Source organism: Azorhizophilus paspali, from assembly GCF_043587585.2.
GTDB lineage: Bacteria > Pseudomonadota > Gammaproteobacteria > Pseudomonadales > Pseudomonadaceae > Azotobacter > Azotobacter paspali.
Map to the genome: position 1 here is coordinate 1,747,213 of NZ_CP171449.1, position 17,875 is coordinate 1,765,087.

A 17,875-nucleotide genomic window follows, 5' to 3' on the forward strand; every position below is an offset into this window, starting at 1 on the left:
TCAATTGACCAGGGCTTTGCCGGCGCTCGGCAGCGTCGCGCCCAGGGCTTCTAGCAGCACCGGGAATTGGCGCTGCAGTGAGTAGCGGCTCTCCACGGCCTGGCGTCCGGCCCGGCCCAGCCGTTCCCGTTCGGAGGCCGAACTGAGCAGGCAGGACAGAGCGTCGTGCCAGGCGTCGGCGGAGTCGGCCAGCAGGCCCGCCCCGCTGTGCTCCACGATCTCCCGGTTGGCGCCGGTCGGCGAAGCCACCAGCGGTACGCCGCAGGCCATGTACTGGATCAGCTTGTAGCCGCATTTGCCGCGTTCCCAGGGGCCGTCGGGCAGCGGCATGATGCCGATGTCCATGCGCCGGATCAGCGCCGCCTCGCGCTCCTCGCTCCAGGGTTCGAGCTGTACCTCGATGCCGGACAGGCCGGCGCGGATTTCCGGCGTCGCGCCCACCAGCAGCAGGCGTGCGCCATGGCTGTGGCAGGCCTGCTGTAGGGGCACGCGGATGTCGAGCAGGTACTTCTGGGTGGAGGGCGAGCCGATCCAGCCGATCACCGGGTGCGCGGCCGGCGCCGTTATGCGCGGCCGGTAGCGGCCGAGGTCGACCACGGTGGGAATGAGCGTCACCCGGGCCGCGCCGGCGGCGCGGGCGCGCTCGGCCAGATAGCGGTTGCCGGCGATCACGCCGCTGGCGCCGCGCATGACGGCGTCGATCTTGTTGCCCAGCAGCCGGCGCACCAGGGGGCTGCGCGCCAAGTCGTAGTTGTGGAACACCGCATCGTCGTAGTCGACGATCCAGGGCGTGCCCAACTGGCCTTCGACCCAGGCGGGCAGGTAGGGGAAGAGTTCCTTCTCGATCCATAGCAGGTCGTGGTCGGCGGCCCTGGCGAGTGCTGCCAGGCGGCGCAGATAGAGCGCGGCGGTCCGTCCCGGCGGGCGCCGGCCGTGCCGGTAGAGGCCTTCCAGCCAGGCTTCGTCGAACAGGCTCTGCACCCGGACCTCGTGGCCGGCGGCGCGCAGGTGGGGCAGATACTGCAGGGTGCGCAGCCGGCTGCTGGCGCCCGTGCGCGGATAGCGGGTGAGCAGGAGGATCTTCATCGCGGCTCTCCGTGTGAGGGACTGGCACGCAAGGGGCGCACCGTGGCGGACGCCCGCAGGGGCGCCAGGGCCGCCGCATAGGTGTCGACGCAGGCTTCCAGGGAAAAGTGGCGGATGCCGATCGCCCGGCAGCGCACGCGCCAGGCGTCGCGCCGCGTCAGCACCTGGTCGCGGAACCAGCAAGCCGCCCGCTCCAGCTCGGCGTCCGCCAGCCCGGCGAGCAGCAAGCCGCCGTCGGCGGCAATGGCATCGGTATCGCCGATGCCAGGACTGGCCAGCACCGGCAGGCCGCAGAGCAGGTACTCGCCGAGCTTGATCGGCGCCACGCCGCGCATGGAAAAGCTGCCGCGGCGCAGCGCCAGCCCCAGGTCGGCGCAGGCCAGGTAGGCGGGCACCGCCTCGCTCGGCACGCTCAGGCAGGACACCGCTGGCGCCAGCTTGGCGAAGCGCTCCGGGCGCAGCAGCTCCGGGGTGCCGCTCAGGACGAGCAGGCGGGCGTCGGCGCGCAGCCGGCGGACGAATCCGAACAGGCGGAGCATTTCCTCCGCGCAGTATTGCGGGCCGAGCGAGCCGGCATAGACCAGCAGCGGCGCATCGGCGGCCACTCCCAGGCTCTCGCGCATGCGCCGGCGCGAGGCCTCGTCGCCCGGATCGAAGCGCTCGGTGTCGCGGCCGTTGCCGACCACCTGAAACTTGCCGGGCGCGGTGCCCGGTCCGCCTCGCGCGAGGAGGATCTCCACCGCCTGGTGCGAACGGGTCAGCACGCGGTCGGCCCGGCGCACCGCCTCGGCCTCGACCTTGCGCAGCAGGCGCTGAACCGGATCGCTCGGCGACTGGCCGGCGAATTCGACGCGCTCGTCCAGGGGCAGGCCGTCGGCGTCGAAGATCATCGGCAAGCCGTGCCCGCGCAGCGCCAGCAGGCTGGCCAGGGCCGGCAGCGTGCTGCGCGGCATCAGCGCGTCGATGCGCTGCTCGGCGATCATCCGGCGGATCGGCCGGACGCCTTCGAGCACGCTCAGTAGGCTGCCGAGAGCGCGCGGCCGGCGCCGCACCGGCTGCGCCCGGTAGGCGAGCCCGGCGCGCCGGCAGGCCTGGCGGCGGCGCTCGATGAGCGACTCGTCGGCCCAGGTGAACTGCAGGACGTGGAACTGCAGTCCTGTCCCGGACAGCCGCTGGAAGATCGGCAGGAATAGGCTTTCCAGGTAGGTGACCTGCGGGCCGTCCCAGGTGACGAAGAGAATGTTCATGAGGCGATGCGCTGCGCGGCGAGACGCCGATAGAGCCAGTCGACTTCGCGGACGTAGCGTTCCGCGCCGAACTTAGCGTTGGCTAGAACCTGTCCGACCTGGCCCATGGCCCGGCGCCGGAGCGGGTCGCGGCGCAGCTCCAGGATGGCTTCGGCGAGCGCCTGCGGCCGGGCGGGCGGCACCAGCAGGCCGCTCTTGCCCTCGTCGACCACGCCGGGGATACCGCCCACCCGGGTCGCCACCACCGGCAGGCCGGCCTGCATCGCCTCGACCAGCACCAGGCCGAAGGCCTCCATGGCCGAGGCCAAGGCGAAGACGTCCATGAGCGCGTAACAAGGCTGCGGATCGGCCTGGTAGCCGGCGAAGCGCACCTGGGCGGCGATTCCGAGGCGGCCGGCCAGTTCGCGCAGCATGCCTTCGTCCGGCCCGCGACCGACGATCAGCAGGCGCGCCTCCGGGCAGGCCGGGAGCAGCGCGGCCAGCGCGTAGAGCAGGTCGCTGACCCGCTTGTGGCGGTCCAGCAGCCGGCCGACGGTGCCGATCACGAAGTGCTCCGGGGCCAGCTCGAAGCGCTCGCGCAGCGCGCTCACCTGCCGCTCGTCGGGCGGCGCCGGCTCGGCCACACCGTTGTTGATCAGGGTGACCTTGGCGCGCGGCAGGTGCAGGCGTTCGAGCAGGTAGCGCTCGACGGCGGGGGATACCGCCACCATCTGATGGCTCAGCGCGCCGAGCAGACGAAAGAGCAGGTGGGCGCGCCAGTGGCGATCGACCGGGTCGGAAGTTTCCTCGCCGATGATCACCGGCACCCCGGAGAGCCGTCCGAGAATCGTGGCCATGGACACGCCCTCGAACACCGCGCCGTGGATGATGTGCGGACGGTACTCGCGCACCACGCGCAAGGCCCGCCGGTACGGCTCGCGGTCCAGCACGCCGCGGAACACCCCGACCGCGTGCAGCGCACAGCCGGCTTCGGCGAAGCGCGCCGGCAGGGCGCCCACGGCCTTGGTGCAGACCAGCGACTGCTGATAGCGCGAGCCGTCGAGCCGGCGGGCCAGGGTCAGGCGGCGCTGTTCGACGCCGCCGGAGCCGATGGTCTCAAGACAATGCAGAATCCGTATCTTTTCCATGCTTGCCTTTGGCCTTTCGCGGGGTGAATCGTCGGTACAGGGTTTCCAGCCGGGCCTTGTAGCGGGCCGGTTCGAAACGTCCCTCGACGGCGCCGCGGGCCAGTTCGCCCATGCTTTCGAGCCGTCGCGGGCCGAGCCGCCAGGCCGCTTCGAGGACATCGGCGAGGGCGGCCGGGGTCGCTTCCGGCAGCAGCCAGCCGGTGACGCCGGACTCGACGATCTCCGGCGCGCCGCCCAGCGTCGTGGCGACGACCGGAAGGCCGCAGCCCATGGCTTCGACCAGCGCCAGGCCGAAGCCTTCGGAGCGCGAGGGCTGGACATAGAGGTGACAGCGGCGCACGTACGCCTCGGGATGCGCCTGGTAGCCCGGCAGATGCACGCGCCTGTCCAGTCCCAGGGCGCGGACCAGGGCTTCCAGGCGCTGCCGCTCGCGGCCCTCGCCGATCAGCCAGAGTTCCACCGGAATCCCGCGGGCCAGCAGCAGGGCGGCGGCCTCGACCAGCGCCAGGGGGTTTTTGACCGCTTCGAGACGGCCGACGAAGGCGATGCGCAACTCGTCCTCCGGTGCTGCTTGCCGATCGTGCCGGTCTGGCAGTTTGACCGGGTTGTAGATGCGGATCGCCTTGTCCGGTGGTACTTCGCCGCTATCGACCAGCCAGCCGGTCACCGCGTCGGAGATGCCGACCACGCAGTGGGCGCTGCGGTAGAGCTGGCGGAACACCCGGCGGGCCCGCGCGCTGTGCGTCGGGATGCCGATCTCCTCGGCGATCCGCACCGGCACCCCGGCCAGCCGGGCGGCGATCAGGCCGTGGAAGTTGGCTTCGGCGCCGTGGGCGTGCAGTACCGTCGGGCGCAGCCGGCGGAGCAGGCGGATGAGCGCGAGGATCGCGGCCGGACTGGGGATCGCCGTCGGCTGGTGCAGGCAGCGGACCGGAGCGCCGAGGCTCTGCAATCGGCGTTCGGCATTGCCGCCGCCGCCGATGGCGCAGAACAGATGCCGTATGTCGCCGGCGGGCTGCTCGGCCAGCAGCTCCATGCGCCGTTCCACGCCGCCGAAGTCCAGCGAGGCGAGCAGGTGGACGACCGATTGGGGAGAAGCGCTCATGGCCGGACCATATCCTTGAGCGCGCTTTTCCAGCCGGCGAAGGTCCGGTAGCCGCCCGCCAGCCAGAAGCGCAGCAGCTCCGGAGAGCGGCGCCAGCGCGGGCGCGCGACGATCGCCAGGCGTCGCTCGAACGCCGGAATCCTGGCCCGCAGACGGGCCAGCGCCGCCTCCAGGCGCCGGTCGGCGCCCAGCGCCGCGAGGCGCGCCCGACTCGTTTCGAGTCGTTCGAGGTACAGGTTCGCGTGGACGATCTGAGTCGTCCAGCCCTCGCGGGTGTCCTTCAGGCCATGGCTGGCCAGCACCCGCAGCCGGGACGGCCGGCCGGTGGTGCTGGAGACGCTGTGCGAGGCGTTGTTGCCGTGCCGGCGGTAGAACTGCAGCGGACGGTCGACGATCAGGCGCAGGTCGAGGAAGTCGGCGAGCTTGTTGATCCAGATGTCGTGCGGGATATGGTGATGGCCGACCACCTCGGGAATCGGCAGGGCGATCTCTAACCAGGCGCTACGGATCGCCGTGCAGCAGCCGGTGATGAAATAGGTGTCGGCGAAGCCCAGGGCGCGGGTGTTGCCCAGTTTGCTGCGGCCGGTGGGTTCTAGGTTCTCCGTGGTGATTATCTGGTCGTTGAGCACGATCATCTTTTCGGGATGGGCGAGGAAGGCCTGCTCGACGATCTCCAGCCGCTCGTCGAACCAGACGTCGTCCTGGTCGCTGAGGAACAGGATATCGCCCCGGCACAAAGACAGCGCCTTCTCGAAGTTCCTGACATAGCCCAGGTTTCTCTGGTTGCACTGGAGGAGCACGGGAAAGGGCGCCTGCCGCTGGAAGTTCTCCAGGATGTCGAGGGTCGCGTCGGTCGAGCCGTCGTCGCAAACCACCAGTTCGTCGGGCCGGCGGGTCTGGCGGACGAAGCTGTCCAGTTGTTCGCGCAGGTAGCGGCCGCCATTGTAGGTGGCCATGGCGATGGAGATGTTCATGGCGGTTCCTCGGCGAGGGCAATCGAGTGAAGCTACGAATGGGTCGAGAACGGGCTGGCGAGCGTCGTTGCAATCTCTCCAGTCCCATACCGGGGGCGCCTTATGCCATTGCCCTGGCCCCGGCTCGCCCTCGGACGCGGAAAGCCCGGACGGATTCCGCTCATTTGGGGCCGGGCCGCAGGGCGGGATCGAGCTTGCGCAGGCGCTGGCGGAGGTAGATGCGCAGAGGGCCGCTGTTCCTTCGGTGCAGCGTGTTCAGCCAGAGATCCCACAAGGAAAACTCGCCCCGCAGTTCCCTGGCGTGGGAGAGCAGGAGCCGGCGGGATCCGGCGTCGTAGAGATCCCGGTTGCGCTCGTACAGCTCTTCGAGGGCGACATCCAGGGCGATGCTCCGGGAGACGCGCTGCGCCTTTGCCGCGTGGTCGTGGTGCATGACGTAGAGCGGCGTCCGCGTCCGGTAAAAGCGTCCGCCGTAGGCGCTGCAGAGGCGCAGCCAGGTATCCCAGTCCTGCAGGCGCCTGACGTCTTCCCGGAAGCCGCCGATGTCCTGCAGGCGCCCGGTCCGGGTCAGCACCTGGTTGGTCGCCAGGTTCTTGAGCAGCAACTGGCGCAGCGTGAAGGTCTGCGCTTGCAGTGGGTAGTAGGCCCGGAGCCGCTGGCCGGGCCGCTGGCTCCAGAAGTTGCTGCAAACGAAGGCGTAGCCGTCGTCCCAGGCATCGAGCAGGGTTTCGAGCCGGTCGGGGGTGAATTCGTCGTCGTCGTCCAGCCCGGTGATGAACTCGCCCCGCGCGGCGAAAATCCCCAGGTTGCGCGCGCTGCAGGCGCCACGCGGGGCGGGGTTGCGCAGGTAGCGGATCTTCTGCTCGCTGCGCGCCAGCCGCGAGATCCGCTCGAAGGTTCCGTCCGTGGAGGCGTCGTCGCAGACCAATATTTCGTGGTTGGCGTAGGTCTGGCCGAGTACCGAGCGCAGGGCGCGTTCGAGCTTTTCGAGCCGATTGCGAGTGGGGATGTAGACGCTGACCAGCGGAGCCGGGCGCATGTCGCGTGCCTCGTCGGGGGAGTTCGCCGCTCAGCGGCCGATCGAGTAATAAACGATGCCTTTTTGCTGCATGCGCGTCGGCTCGAACAGGTTGCGGCCGTCGAAGATCAGCGGCTGGCGGAGCTGCTGCTTGATGTACTCGAAGTCCGGGGCCTTGAAGGCCTGCCAGTCGGTGACGATCACCAGGGCGTCGGCATCCTTCAGCGCCGCTTCCTTGGTGCCGCAGAGGGTCAGGTCGGTGCGGTTGCCGTACAGGCGCTGGGCTTCCACCATGGCTTCCGGGTCGTAGGCCTGCACCCGCGCCCCGGCTTTCCACAGCGCCTCCATCAGGGTGCGGCTGGGTGCTTCGCGCATGTCGTCGGTCCTGGGCTTGAAGCTCAGTCCCCAGATCGCGAAGGTCTTGTTCTGCAGGTTGCCTTCGAAGTGCAGGCTGATCTTCTTGTACAGGCTGGTCTTCTGTTCCCTGTTGCGCTGGGCCACCGCCTTCAGCAGCTTGGCGTCGAAGTCGATGTTCTCGGCGGTGCGGATCAGCGCCTGCACATCCTTGGGGAAACAGGAGCCGCCATAGCCGGCGCCGGCGTAGATGAAGTCGTAGCCGATGCGCGGGTCGGAGCCGATGCCGCGGCGAACCATCTCGATATCGGCGCCGAGTATTTCCGCCAGGCTGGCGATTTCGTTCATGAAGCTGATCTTGGTCGCCAGCATGCAGTTGGCGGCGTACTTGGTCAGCTCGGCGCTGTGCGTGTCCATGACGATGATCTTTTCGTGGTTGCGGTTGAAGGGCGCGTACAGTTCGCGCATCACTTCCTCGGCATCGCGGCTGCCGGTGCCGATGACGATGCGGTCGGGGCGCATGCAGTCGGCGACGGCCGAACCTTCCTTGAGGAATTCGGGGTTGGAGACCACCTCGAAGGTCAGGTCGTCGCGTCCCCGGCGGACAAGGGTCTCGGCGACGCGGGCGGCGACCCGCTCGGCGGTGCCCACCGGGACGGTGGACTTGTCGACGATGACCTGGTGGCGCTCCATGTGCTCGGCGATGGTTTCCGCCACGGCCAGCACGTAGCGCAGGTCGGCGGAGCCGTCCTCGTCGGCGGGGGTGCCCACGGCGATGAACTGCACCTCGCCGCGCTTCACGCCTTCGGCGGCGTCGCTGGTGAAGTTGAGGCGGCCGGCGGCGTGGTTTTCCCTGACCAGCGTCTCCAGCCCCGGCTCGTAGAGGGGAATATGGCCCTGGCGCAGGCGTTCGATCTTCTCTTCGTCGATATCGACGCACAGTACGTCGTGGCCGACTTCCGCCAGGACGGCGCTTTGCACCAGTCCGACGTAACCTATTCCGAATACGGTGACTTTCATGGTTGATCCTCGGCTTTTTGGGCTTCAGGTTTACGGTAGATAAAGAATTTTCCGGATGGCCAAGCCGGCGGCGGTTTCTCGGGCCAGCCGAATTTGCTGCCCAGGATCAGATCCCATTCGGGCGGCAGGAAGCGGTAGGCGCCGGCGGCGGGGGTGATGGTCAGTTCGCCGACATAGATCTTTCCGTCGTGCCGGTAGCAGTCCACCCGCAGGTAACCGAAGGGGGCCGACAGCCTTTTCGCGATGTCGAGCATTTGCGGCAGTTCCGCTGGGCTGGCCGATAGTCGCGGGTCGTCGCTAGGGTCTTTTCGGGTCCGGCTGAAGGGGGCGATCGACCAGTCCTCGAGAAACAGGTTCTGCGTCAGTTTCTTTTCGAAACGGCCCTGCATGACTTGTATGAACACGTAGGGTCGGCTGCCGGGTCCGCCATTGAAGATGTTGAACTTGTAATCGTCCGGAGGCTTGCCGTTGCAGAGCAGGGCTTTCTCGAAAATGATCTTCGGCTGGATGTCGCTGTAATGTTTTTCCCTGGCCTGCCGGGAAAAATCCTTTCTCAACCAGTCGTTGGCGATGCGGGCCAGGACTTCCAGGTCCTCATGGGATTTGTCGGTGACGATCCGGGTCTGCCGCGAGCTGTGGTTGGCCTTCATCACAAAGCTGTCGGGCAGGCCTTCGAGGGTTTGCGTCGTCACCCGCTCGCAGACCAGATAGCAGGGCACCAGATATTCGGCGCCGATCGTTCTCTCTATGTACTCCCTGGCGCGGACCTTGTCCGCCAGGAGGGAAAATACCGGCGCGGGATAGCGCATCCGGTGGAATATCTTTTCGGAAAAGCGCCGGGGTTTCCTGAAGTTGCAGAATCTTTTGTGTAGCAGGAAATAGCGTCGTTGATAGAAGAGCGGTTCGGGCAATGTCCGATCCAGCAGCTTCTGGATTTTCCTGTAAAGGGCGGAAACCTTGAGAGGGAGCATTATTCCTGATCGACTGATGAGGGTGGAAAGAAGGGTGTTGCTCCATGAAGCGTCTCGTTCCATCGGGAAACTTGTCTAACCCGGCTTCTGCGGCCGTCTTTTCAGGGCGCTTGGCATCGACTGGTTGAACTTCTTGAGGGTGTTGCGCAGGAGCCAGCGCGGGTTCCTGAAAAGGGTTCGCCAGGGGCCGTTCTGATAGATCCGGTTGTTGCCGACGCAGAACACCGGCTTGCCCGTCGCCCTGGCAATATCGAGCGCCTGGTCGGGATCGCCTTCCAGAAAAAGGTCCAGCCCGCTCTCTGCCCGGTAATAGGCAGACTTGCCGGGGCCGCATGGGGCGGCGAAGCCGTCCTCGTGTTCCGCCGGGCCGAGCAGGACCAGCCGCTCGTAGCGGATGCCGTGTTTCTCCAGCCAGGCTTCGGTTTCCTGGCGGTACGCCTCCGGCCGGCCGCTGACGATGGAGTGGACCCTGCCGGAGGGCAGGATCAGTGGCTTGGCGTTGCACAGGTAGTCCAGGTAGCGCTCGCGGTCCCGGTTCTGCTCCGGGGTCTGGCCCATGCACAGTACGCCGTCGATGTCGATGCAGGTGCGGACCAGGATGCCGTGGTGGTAGATGTTCCATTCGAAGAGGCGCGGCCAGCCCAGGTGCCTGAAATGGAGATCGACCTCGGCGGGCGCCATCGAGGACGAGTAGACGGCCAGGCGGATCACCTTGCCGGCGAACGCCTCGGGCAGCCGTTCGACGGCTGCGCGCATGGACTTGCCCGAAGCGATGCTGTCGTCCACCAGCAGCACAGTTTGCGCGTCCCAGGCCCGCGCCAGGGGCTTGCCGGGGCTGCGCGTGCCGCCGTTGGCGGGGCTTTCGTTGCGGCAGAACGATTCCAGGTCGAGGCAGCCCAGGTTCAGGTACAGGGCGATCATGTAGGCGGGAATCATGCCGCTGCGCGGAATGCCGACCACCAGGTCGATCCGCCTGTCGTGCAGCCTGTGCAGGTTGCCGCGGATGTCGTCGCTGAGTGCGGCGTAAGAAATGAAGTTCATGGAGATCGCTCGCCCTGCATCGAATGCGTCTTGCCGGTCGCGGGCGGTTCCGTCTGCGGCGAGGCGCGCGCGCGGTGGATTTGAGGATGGCTTGCGCCGTGCAGCAGGCGGCCGCCGGTGAGTTCGTAGATGCAGTCGCAATCGCTCAGGGTCGAGGTGCGGTGGGCGATGATCAGTACGGTCAGCTCCGGCCCGAGGTCGCGGATGGCTTCCATCACGGCGCTTTCGGTGGCGCTGTCCAGGGCGCTGGTGGCTTCGTCGAAGATCAGCACGTCGGCCCGCTTGTAGAGCGCCCGGGCGATGCCGATGCGCTGGCGTTGGCCGCCGGACAGGCGTACGCCGCGTTCGCCGATCCGGGTCTCGTACTGTTCCGTCAGACCCTCGATGAACTCGGCGATGTGCGCCTTGCGCGCGGCTTCGCGCAGGCGCTCCCGGTCCAGATGGCGCCGTTCGACGCCGAAGGCGATGTTCTCGGCGATCGAGGCGTCGGCCAGGTAGATGCTCTGCGGCACATGAGCGATGTGCGCCTGCCAATCGCGTCGGTTGGCCGGGGTCAGCGCGACGCCGTCGATGAGGATGGTGCCGCCGACCGGTTCCAGCAGGCCCATGAGCAGATCCAGAGTGGTGCTCTTGCCGCTGCCGGTCTTGCCGACGAAACCGACGCGGCTGCCCTTAGCGATTTCCAGGTTCAGTTGGTGGAGCACTTCCGGCCCGTCGCTGGCGTAGCGGAAGCCGATGTCGCGCAGCTCGATGCTCCGTTCGAAGGCCATCGGCTGCGTCGGGAGGCGTTTTTGGTATTCGGGCGGAATCGGCTGTTCGAGCAGTTCCAGGACGTCTTCGATGTTGCCCCGGTTGCCCATGATGGTCGACCAGCCCTGGTAGATCTGCTGCATCTGCGGCAGCAGGCGTTGCGCGCCGATGGCCAGGGCGCCGAGCACCGGCAGGGCAGCGCTCAAGCCGCCTTCGCGGCGGCTCAGCGTGTAGGCCAGCACGGAGATGGAAAGCATGCCGATGGCTTCGATCAAATAGCGCGGCGCCGTGCCGAGAAAGGAATTGACGACCTGCGCTTTGCGCAGGTCGGCGTCGACCTTGCGAAAGCGTTTGACGTAAAGCTCCTGGGTGCCGTCGATCAGGATGTCGCGGATGCCGCCGAGTCCTTCCTGGATGGCCTGGACCCGCACGTTGTGCGCCTGGGCGATGATCCAGCCGTTCTGCCGCAGCTTGCGCCGGGTGCCCAGGCTGATCAGCAGGTACAGCAAGCTGAACAGCACGCCGGCGGCGCAGGCGACCAGCGGGTCGATCAGGATCAGGGCGGTGAAGATCGCCGAAGTCATCAGGATAGCGATTAGGGTGTTGAGCAGCGGCATCAGCAGGCCGCTGACCACGCTCTGGACCTTGCCCATGCCGGCGATGATCTGGCTGGTGTTGCGCGCCACATGGTAGCGGTAGGGCTGCAACAGGGTGCGCCGGTAGACCTCGACGCCCAGGTCGTAGCCGATGCCGTAGCTGGTCTTGTTGCCGGCCCAGATCAGCAGTATGCGGACGCAGGCGGCGAGCACCGCGATCACGCCGAACAGCACCGTGGCGGGCAGGAGAATGTTCTCGCTCCGCCAGCCGAACAGGTTGAACAGTTGCTGCAGAAACGGATAGTCGAGCGCCTTCTGCGGATTGGCCAGGAGCGTGAGCAGGGGGACGATGGCGCCGAAAGTCGCCAGCTCGGCCACGATACCCGCCAGCATGAGCAGGATCAGGGCGAGCACCTGTGCGCGCCGGCGCCTGGACAGATGGGCATGGAGACTGCCGAGGATGCGGTTCAGCGAAGGGGCGGTATTGCGCATGGGCAAGGGCTCGTTCGGATGGTCGGTGGCTGATGGCAAGGGATCGGGGGAGTCGTGTGGAGTGCCCGTTTGGTATCGGACGGGAAAGGTTGTGTGAGCTTTGGCATGGCTGCTTGCCGAGTAGCCGGATAGTCCCTGTTTCGGCCCCTTGGCAAGCAGCCGATGCACTGGACCCGAAGACCACGCCGGAACGACCAGGTACACAACCTTTCCAGTCCGATATCAAACGGACATTCCATGCGACTACCCCGAGTACGGGTCTTCACCGTTGCGCGGCGAATTGCGTCGGCGCGGACGGCGAAGATACCGACGTCGGGTTCCGGGCGATGTACCAGGGCATCGCCTGGGCGATGCCGGTCCGCAGGTCGTATTGCGGGAGGTAGCCCAGCAGGCGCCGCGCCTTGCCAATGTCCGCCAGGGAATGGCGCACGTCTCCCGGACGGAAATCGCGATGGAGCGGCGCCCGGTCGTAGCGCACGCCGTTTTTCGCCAGGCTCTGGCGCAACGCCTGGAACAACTGCTGGAGCGTGCTGCGTTCGCCGACGGCGATGTTGTAGACCTGGTTGCGCGCGCGGGCTTCGGCGCAGGCGGCGAGCAGGTTGGCCTGCACGGCATTGTCGACGTGGCAGAAGTCGCGGCTGGTGCTGCCGTCGCCGTCGATGAACACCTCCTCGTCGCGCAGCATCGCCGTGATCCATTTTGGGATCACCGCGGCATAGGCGCCCTCCGGGTCCTGATGCTTGCCGAAGACGTTGAAGTAACGCAGACCGATGCTGTGCAGCCCATAGTTGCGGGCGAAGGCGTCGGCATACAGTTCGTTGACGTACTTGCTCACCGCATAGGGAGAGAGCGGTCGACCGATGCTGTCCTCGGTCTTCGGCAGACCGGGGTGGTCGCCGTAGGCGGCGCTGCTGGCGGCATAGGTGAAGCTCTTGACCCCGGCATCGCGGGCGGCCACCAGGATGTTGAGGAAGCCGTCGACATTGCTGGCGTTGGTGGCGATGGGGTCTTCCAGCGAGCGCGGCACCGAGCCGAGGGCCGCCTGGTGGAGGACGTGCTCGACCGGCCGGGGCTGGCAGCCCGGCACGACCGCCGCGAAGGTCATCGCCTGGCGGCAGTCGTGCAACTCGCGGATATCGCCGCGGATGAGCTGGAACCTGGCCCAGCGCGGCGCGGAAGTCCTTTGGCGGACCTCTTCCAGATTGTGCGGGTGGCCGGTGGAGAAGTTGTCCAGGCCCACCACCCACTGGTCGAGTCCAAGCAGGGTTTCCAGCAGGTTGGAGCCGATGAATCCGGCCACCCCGGTGATCAGCCAGGTGGCGGGCGTTTGCGGCAGGTCGTGGAGCAGGCGTTGGTAGCGTGTCATAGGCGCAGATCCGCTTCGTCGGGCTTGAGCAGGTACTTAAGGTCGTAGAGGACGTGGCCGGGCTTGCCGAAACGGCGGATGCCCGGTGCGCCCATGCTGCGGAACTGGTGGTGGGCGACAGCGAGGATGATGCCGTCGTAGGCGCTGTCCAGCGGTGAGTCCAGCGGCCTAATGTCGTAGGCCCGCTGGGCCTCCTCGGCGTCGACCCAGGGGTCGTAGACATCGACCGAAATGTTGTACTGGCGCAATTCCTGGATGATGTCGAAGACACGCGTGTTGCGCAGGTCCGGGCAGTTTTCCTTGAAGGTCAGACCCATGACCAGGGCGCGGGCGCCGTCGATCTGGATGCGCCGCCTGAGCATGGCCTTGATCAGTTGGGACACCACGTAGCTGCCCATGCCGTCGTTCAGGCGCCGGCCGGCGAGGATGATTTCCGGGTGGTAGCCGATGGCCTCGGCCTTGTGGGTCAGGTAGTAGGGATCGACGCCGATGCAGTGGCCGCCGACCAGGCCGGGGCGGAACGGCAGGAAGTTCCATTTGGTGCCGGCCGCCTGCAGCACCGCTTCGGTGTCGATGCCCATGCGGTTGAAGATCACCGCCAGTTCGTTGACCAGGGCGATGTTGAGGTCGCGCTGGGTGTTCTCGATCACCTTGGCCGCCTCGGCGATGCGGATGCTGTCCGCCTTGTAGGTGCCGGCAGCGATGATTTCCCGGTACAGCGCATCGACCAGTTCGGCTACCTCGGGGGTGGAGCCGGAGGTGATCTTGCGGATGCCGGTGATACGGTGCTCGCGGTCGCCGGGGTTGATCCGTTCCGGGCTGTAGCCGGCGTAAAAGTCGCGGTTGAACGCCAGGCCGGAAACCCGTTCGAGCACCGGAACGCAGCCTTCCTCGGTGGCGCCGGGATAGACGGTGGACTCGTAGACGACGATGTCGCCGCGCTTCAGTACCTGGCCGATGGTTTCCGAGGCGCGGATCAGGGGAAGCAGGTCGGGTTTTTTGTGCGAGTCGATCGGCGTCGGTACCGTGACGATGTAGAAGTTGCAGTCGGCTAGGCTGGCGATATCGGCGCTGTAGCGGAGCTGGCGCGCTTCCCGCAATTCGTGGTCGTCGACTTCCAGGGTCCGGTCGTGCCCGGCCTCGAGGGCAAGGATGCGCGCATGGTCGATGTCGAAGCCGACGACCGGCCGGCGCTTGCCGAATTCGACCGCGAGCGGCAGGCCGACGTAACCGAGTCCGATGATGGCGAGTTTCAAGTCTTCCAGAGTATGCATGGCGATGCCTGTAACGATCGGCTAGGTGGAAGGGGCTCCCGGTCCGGTAACGGCTCAGGCGTTGTCCGACTTGTACTCGTAGTGGTGGTAAGCGGCGTGGCCGTAGCCGTAGGTGGCGGCGCGCTTTTCCAGACCATTGAGGATGGCGCCCTTGATTTCGATGCCGCTCTGCGCGAAGCGCCTGACGGTCATCTCGATCTCGTGGGCGGAGCTCACGCCGAAGCGGGTCACGATCAGCGTGGTGGCCGCCTGCCGGCCGACGATGGCGGCGTCGGTGACGGCCAGCAGCGGCGGGGTGTCGAGGATGACCAGGTCGTGGTGCGCGCTGGCCTGTTCGAGGGTGGTCGCTAACTCGGGGCGCATCAGCAGCTCCGAGGGATTCGGCGGGAGCTGGCCCCGTGGCAGCAGGAACAGACCTTCGAGCGGCGTCGGGTGGAGCGCGTCGGCGAGCGTGCAGTGCCCGCCGAGCAGCTCCGCCAGCCCTGGGCTTGCCGGCATGCCGAGCAGCTTGTGCAGGTGGCCCTTGCGCATGTCCACGTCGATCAGCAGCACGCGCTTGCCGGCTTGGGCGACGATGGCGGCCAGGTTGGCGCAGATGAAGCTCTTGCCCGCCTGCGGGCCGGGACCGGAAATCACTAGGCGGTTGTCCTGGGCGCCCAGCATGATGAAGTGCAGGCTGGTTCGCAGGCTGCGCAGGGCTTCCACAGCCGGATCGTTCGGGTGGCTGAGGGCGAGCAGCGGCGAGGTGGTGGAATCGCCGGCCGGCAGGCGGCGGCGGACTTTGGGATGGACCTGGTGGGCGCTGAAGGGCACCGCCGCGTACACCGGCAGGCCCAGTTGTTCAATGGCTTCCGGGGTCTCCAGGCCCGGATCGAGTAAGCGGCGCAGCAGCACGAAGCCGATCGCCAGCAGCGCTCCGGCCAGGGTGGCGAGCACCTGGATGAGGCTCTTGTTCGGGGCGACCGGACCGCCGTCGATGACCGCCGGATCGACGATGCGCACGTTGCCGATGGTGCTGGCGCGGACCAGATCCAGTTCCTGGGCCTTGTTCAGCAATTGGGTGTAGATGGTGGTGCCGACCTGCACGTCGCGCGACAGGCGCAGGAGTTCCTGCTGAGTTTCCGGCAGGCTCTGCACCTTTCTGGCGATTTCGTTCTTGCGCTGGGTCAGGCCCTGGATCTGCAGCAGCAAAGTCTTGTAAGCCGGGTGCTCGGGGGTGAAGCGGCGGTCGAGTTCGGCCTGCTGCATCCTTAGTTCCGAGATGCGCGTTTCCAGGTCAACGGCCTGGCTGAGCACGGTGCCGGTTTCCATGGCGATATCGACGGAGCCGTGTCGCTTGCGGTAGTCGTTCAGGGCACCTTCTGCCTGGTCCAGTTCGCGTCGCACTTCAGGTAACTGGCTGCGGACGAACTCCAGGCTGCCGTTGGCTTCGGCGGACATGCGTTCGATATTCTGGCGGACGAACAGGCGGCCGATCTCGTCCACCACCCGGCTGGCGTGCTTGGGGGCGGGGTGTTCCATGGCCACGGTGATCAGGCCGGTGTCGGTGCCCAGTTCGGTGAGCTGCAAGGCGTTCCGGTAACTGCGCACGGTGCTCGAACGGCTCGCCTTTCTCAGGGTGAAGCGGGTACCCGGCCGGGCCTGCAGTTCGCGGATCTGCAGGCGGATGCCGTTCCGTTCGATGGCTTCGCCGACCCGTCCCTGCAGCAGTGGCTCGCCCTCGCTTTCCTCGAGGGTGAAGGCGCCGTCTTCCCCGGCGAGGAGCAGGAAGGCCTTGCCGATCCGGCTCGGCTCGACCTCGAAGCGCAGGATGTCGATGTTCTCGCCACCCCAAGCGTATTCCCGTAGACCGAGCAGAGGCGGCGCGGGCTCCTGGCCCCGGTAGCGGCGGGCCAGGTAGTCGCCGAGCAGCAAAAAGCGTTGGGGCGTGGCTTGGACGTCGAGGTGCAGGTTGTCGACCGCCTGGCCGATCAGGCTGCGCGAGCGGATCAGTTCGATTTCCGTTCTGGCGCTGGAGGCCTGGGTGAAGTCCCCCATCTCCAGTCCTGGGACGGTGCCGCTTTTCTTCTCGATCTGGACCAGAGCGCTGGTGCGGTAGATCGGTGTGGCGAACAGGCCGTAGAGGGTGCCGCCCAGGAAGAACAGGAGGGTCAGGCCGAGGATCGGCCACTTGTGGTCGAGCAGGGCGCCGAGCAACTTGCGCAGGTCGATGCCGGCTTCCTCGGGATCTTGCCGGCTGGATATGGAAGTGGGGTGCATGGGGAAGTTCCCTGGAGGAGGCGCTCCGGCAGTCAATGGCTCAGGTGCACGGTCCATGCCTCGACGGCCGTGCGAATCTGTCGGTAGGTCTGTTCGAAGGCCGTCCGATCCTGGCGGAAGGGGTCCTGGATTTCCGCTTCGTCCTGCCATTTGCCCAGCAGGAAGGTTTTGCCGCGCGCCTCGGGGGCGATCCGGTAGATGCTGTCACGGTGTTGGCGCTCCATGACCAGCACCAGATCGGCCTGTTGCAGCATGCCACGCTCCAATTGGCAGGCCCGGTGTGCCGGTGGACGGTGCCGGTGTTCGAGCAGTACCGCGCGGGCGGTGGGCTCCATCGGCAGGCCGACCCGAGCCGCCAGACCGGCGGAATCGATTCTCACGGTTCGCTTGTCGCAAGATAGTGCTTCGCTCATTAATGTCTGGGCACTGGGGCTTCGGCATATGTTGCCGATGCAAACGATCAATATCCGTTCGAGCACTTTGTATGCTTCCAGAGTTAGGGCGGCAGACTATGGAAGAATCGGTGTCGACAATTGCAGATGCTTCAGTTGAAGTCCGAGGCGGACTTTCCATTGTCAGTCATCGAAACTTTCCGAAACGAGCGAAACGATGTTTTCGTAGTTTTGCGATATGTATGCTGGCGTTCTTTCCCGTTCGGGTACGCTACCGCCCCAGGATTTGGCGTCGGCCTCCTGAAGACGAGCAAACAGCTATTTCGGGACGTACGAACCGCCTGTACACCGCCTCGTACGGGTTGGCGTCCGGTCTTTCGGTCGTGTTCATCGCCGGAATGCTTGCTCGGCACTCTTGATCCACCGTGCGAACAACAGCAGGGTACTTCGTGGATTTCCATGTTTTTATGTTTATGGCTTCGCTATGGTCATTCCCCTTCGATTGCTGCTAGCGAGTTAATGTTACTTTGCCGAACCGCAACGAAGTAATCCATGCAGAAGTGGCAAAGCTTAGTCCAGGGTTTTTTATAGGATTGTCATGTTCATCCTTCAACCGATAGGCGGTCGCTTTTCGGAGATAAGAAGATGAAGCTTTCCGTTATTACGCTGCGGTCCGCTCAAGTCGCCGGTTGGTTTTCCGTGGTTATTTAAATTAAGTGCACTTTCGTCGGCGAAAAGCTTTGTCCGCCTCGGCCGCGAACGAAACGTTTTACCGACATCTTGAACGAGGTCGCCGACGACCG

The 17,875-nt window shown here is 66.2% G+C and carries 14 protein-coding genes; all 14 read right to left on the reverse strand.

Annotated elements, in window-relative coordinates:
• A complete protein-coding gene (locus ACGI6K_RS08725; protein ID WP_376946685.1) occupies positions 1 to 1,086 on the reverse strand; it encodes a glycosyltransferase family 4 protein in 1,086 nt (361 codons plus the stop codon).
• Positions 1,083 to 2,333 carry a glycosyltransferase family 4 protein gene (locus tag ACGI6K_RS08730; RefSeq protein ID WP_376946682.1) on the reverse strand — a complete coding sequence of 417 codons (1,251 nt, stop codon included), beginning with the start codon at positions 2,331 to 2,333 and terminating at the stop codon, positions 1,083 to 1,085. The genes ACGI6K_RS08725 and ACGI6K_RS08730 overlap by 4 nt, the downstream gene beginning before the upstream one ends.
• A complete protein-coding gene (locus ACGI6K_RS08735; protein ID WP_376946679.1) occupies positions 2,330 to 3,460 on the reverse strand; it encodes a glycosyltransferase in 1,131 nt (376 codons plus the stop codon). Before ACGI6K_RS08735 ends, ACGI6K_RS08730 begins: the two co-directional genes overlap by 4 nt.
• Entirely contained in the window at positions 3,429 to 4,565 is a 1,137-nt protein-coding gene (locus ACGI6K_RS08740; RefSeq protein ID WP_376946676.1) for a glycosyltransferase, read from the reverse strand. The genes ACGI6K_RS08735 and ACGI6K_RS08740 overlap by 32 nt, the downstream gene beginning before the upstream one ends.
• Entirely contained in the window at positions 4,562 to 5,539 is a 978-nt protein-coding gene (locus ACGI6K_RS08745) for a glycosyltransferase family 2 protein (RefSeq protein ID WP_376946673.1), read from the reverse strand. The genes ACGI6K_RS08740 and ACGI6K_RS08745 overlap by 4 nt, the downstream gene beginning before the upstream one ends.
• Before the next feature lie 160 nt (positions 5,540 to 5,699).
• Entirely contained in the window at positions 5,700 to 6,578 is an 879-nt protein-coding gene (locus ACGI6K_RS08750) for a glycosyltransferase family 2 protein (protein WP_376946670.1), read from the reverse strand.
• A gap of 30 nt (positions 6,579 to 6,608) precedes the next feature.
• On the reverse strand, positions 6,609 to 7,931 hold the full coding sequence (locus ACGI6K_RS08755) for a UDP-glucose dehydrogenase family protein (protein ID WP_376946667.1): 1,323 nt from the start codon (positions 7,929 to 7,931) through the stop codon (positions 6,609 to 6,611).
• Complete coding sequence (locus tag ACGI6K_RS08760; RefSeq protein ID WP_376946664.1) at positions 7,928 to 8,740, reverse strand: ATP-grasp fold amidoligase family protein; 813 nt, start codon at positions 8,738 to 8,740, stop codon at positions 7,928 to 7,930. Before ACGI6K_RS08760 ends, ACGI6K_RS08755 begins: the two co-directional genes overlap by 4 nt.
• 237 nt (positions 8,741 to 8,977) lie before the next feature.
• The gene (locus ACGI6K_RS08765) at positions 8,978 to 9,943 is read right to left on the reverse strand and encodes a phosphoribosyltransferase family protein (RefSeq protein ID WP_376946661.1); all 966 of its coding nucleotides are present in this window, start codon (positions 9,941 to 9,943) and stop codon (positions 8,978 to 8,980) included.
• Positions 9,940 to 11,781, reverse strand: a complete 1,842-nt coding sequence (locus ACGI6K_RS08770; protein WP_376946658.1) for an ABC transporter ATP-binding protein — start codon at positions 11,779 to 11,781, stop codon at positions 9,940 to 9,942. The genes ACGI6K_RS08765 and ACGI6K_RS08770 overlap by 4 nt, the downstream gene beginning before the upstream one ends.
• A 262-nt stretch (positions 11,782 to 12,043) precedes the next feature.
• On the reverse strand, positions 12,044 to 13,147 hold the full coding sequence (locus ACGI6K_RS08775) for an NAD-dependent epimerase/dehydratase family protein (protein ID WP_376946656.1): 1,104 nt from the start codon (positions 13,145 to 13,147) through the stop codon (positions 12,044 to 12,046).
• Positions 13,144 to 14,421 (reverse strand): Vi polysaccharide biosynthesis UDP-N-acetylglucosamine C-6 dehydrogenase TviB, encoded by a 1,278-nt coding sequence (gene tviB, locus ACGI6K_RS08780; protein WP_376946653.1) that lies wholly within the window; start codon positions 14,419 to 14,421, stop codon positions 13,144 to 13,146. Before tviB ends, ACGI6K_RS08775 begins: the two co-directional genes overlap by 4 nt.
• Before the next feature lie 54 nt (positions 14,422 to 14,475).
• Positions 14,476 to 16,680 carry a polysaccharide biosynthesis tyrosine autokinase gene (locus tag ACGI6K_RS08785; RefSeq protein ID WP_376946651.1) on the reverse strand — a complete coding sequence of 735 codons (2,205 nt, stop codon included), beginning with the start codon at positions 16,678 to 16,680 and terminating at the stop codon, positions 14,476 to 14,478.
• Between the two features lie 32 nt (positions 16,681 to 16,712).
• Positions 16,713 to 17,159 (reverse strand): low molecular weight protein-tyrosine-phosphatase, encoded by a 447-nt coding sequence (locus tag ACGI6K_RS08790; RefSeq protein ID WP_376946648.1) that lies wholly within the window; start codon positions 17,157 to 17,159, stop codon positions 16,713 to 16,715.
• Between the last annotated feature and the right edge of the window lie 716 nt (positions 17,160 to 17,875).

What these genes read in the sequence shown, in the direction of transcription:
- ACGI6K_RS08725 (WP_376946685.1), bottom strand. Translation starts at nt 1,086, where the DNA reads ATGAAGATCCTCCTGCTCACCCGCTATCCGCGCACGGGCGCCAGCAGC.
- ACGI6K_RS08730 (WP_376946682.1), bottom strand. Translation starts at nt 2,333, where the DNA reads ATGAACATTCTCTTCGTCACCTGGGACGGCCCGCAGGTCACCTACCTG.
- ACGI6K_RS08735 (WP_376946679.1), bottom strand. Translation starts at nt 3,460, where the DNA reads ATGGAAAAGATACGGATTCTGCATTGTCTTGAGACCATCGGCTCCGGC.
- ACGI6K_RS08740 (WP_376946676.1), bottom strand. Translation starts at nt 4,565, where the DNA reads ATGAGCGCTTCTCCCCAATCGGTCGTCCACCTGCTCGCCTCGCTGGAC.
- ACGI6K_RS08745 (WP_376946673.1), bottom strand. Translation starts at nt 5,539, where the DNA reads ATGAACATCTCCATCGCCATGGCCACCTACAATGGCGGCCGCTACCTG.
- ACGI6K_RS08750 (WP_376946670.1), bottom strand. Translation starts at nt 6,578, where the DNA reads ATGCGCCCGGCTCCGCTGGTCAGCGTCTACATCCCCACTCGCAATCGG.
- ACGI6K_RS08755 (WP_376946667.1), bottom strand. Translation starts at nt 7,931, where the DNA reads ATGAAAGTCACCGTATTCGGAATAGGTTACGTCGGACTGGTGCAAAGC.
- ACGI6K_RS08760 (WP_376946664.1), bottom strand. Translation starts at nt 8,740, where the DNA reads ATGCGCTATCCCGCGCCGGTATTTTCCCTCCTGGCGGACAAGGTCCGC.
- ACGI6K_RS08765 (WP_376946661.1), bottom strand. Translation starts at nt 9,943, where the DNA reads ATGAACTTCATTTCTTACGCCGCACTCAGCGACGACATCCGCGGCAAC.
- ACGI6K_RS08770 (WP_376946658.1), bottom strand. Translation starts at nt 11,781, where the DNA reads ATGCGCAATACCGCCCCTTCGCTGAACCGCATCCTCGGCAGTCTCCAT.
- ACGI6K_RS08775 (WP_376946656.1), bottom strand. Translation starts at nt 13,147, where the DNA reads ATGACACGCTACCAACGCCTGCTCCACGACCTGCCGCAAACGCCCGCC.
- tviB (WP_376946653.1), bottom strand. Translation starts at nt 14,421, where the DNA reads ATGCATACTCTGGAAGACTTGAAACTCGCCATCATCGGACTCGGTTAC.
- ACGI6K_RS08785 (WP_376946651.1), bottom strand. Translation starts at nt 16,680, where the DNA reads ATGCACCCCACTTCCATATCCAGCCGGCAAGATCCCGAGGAAGCCGGC.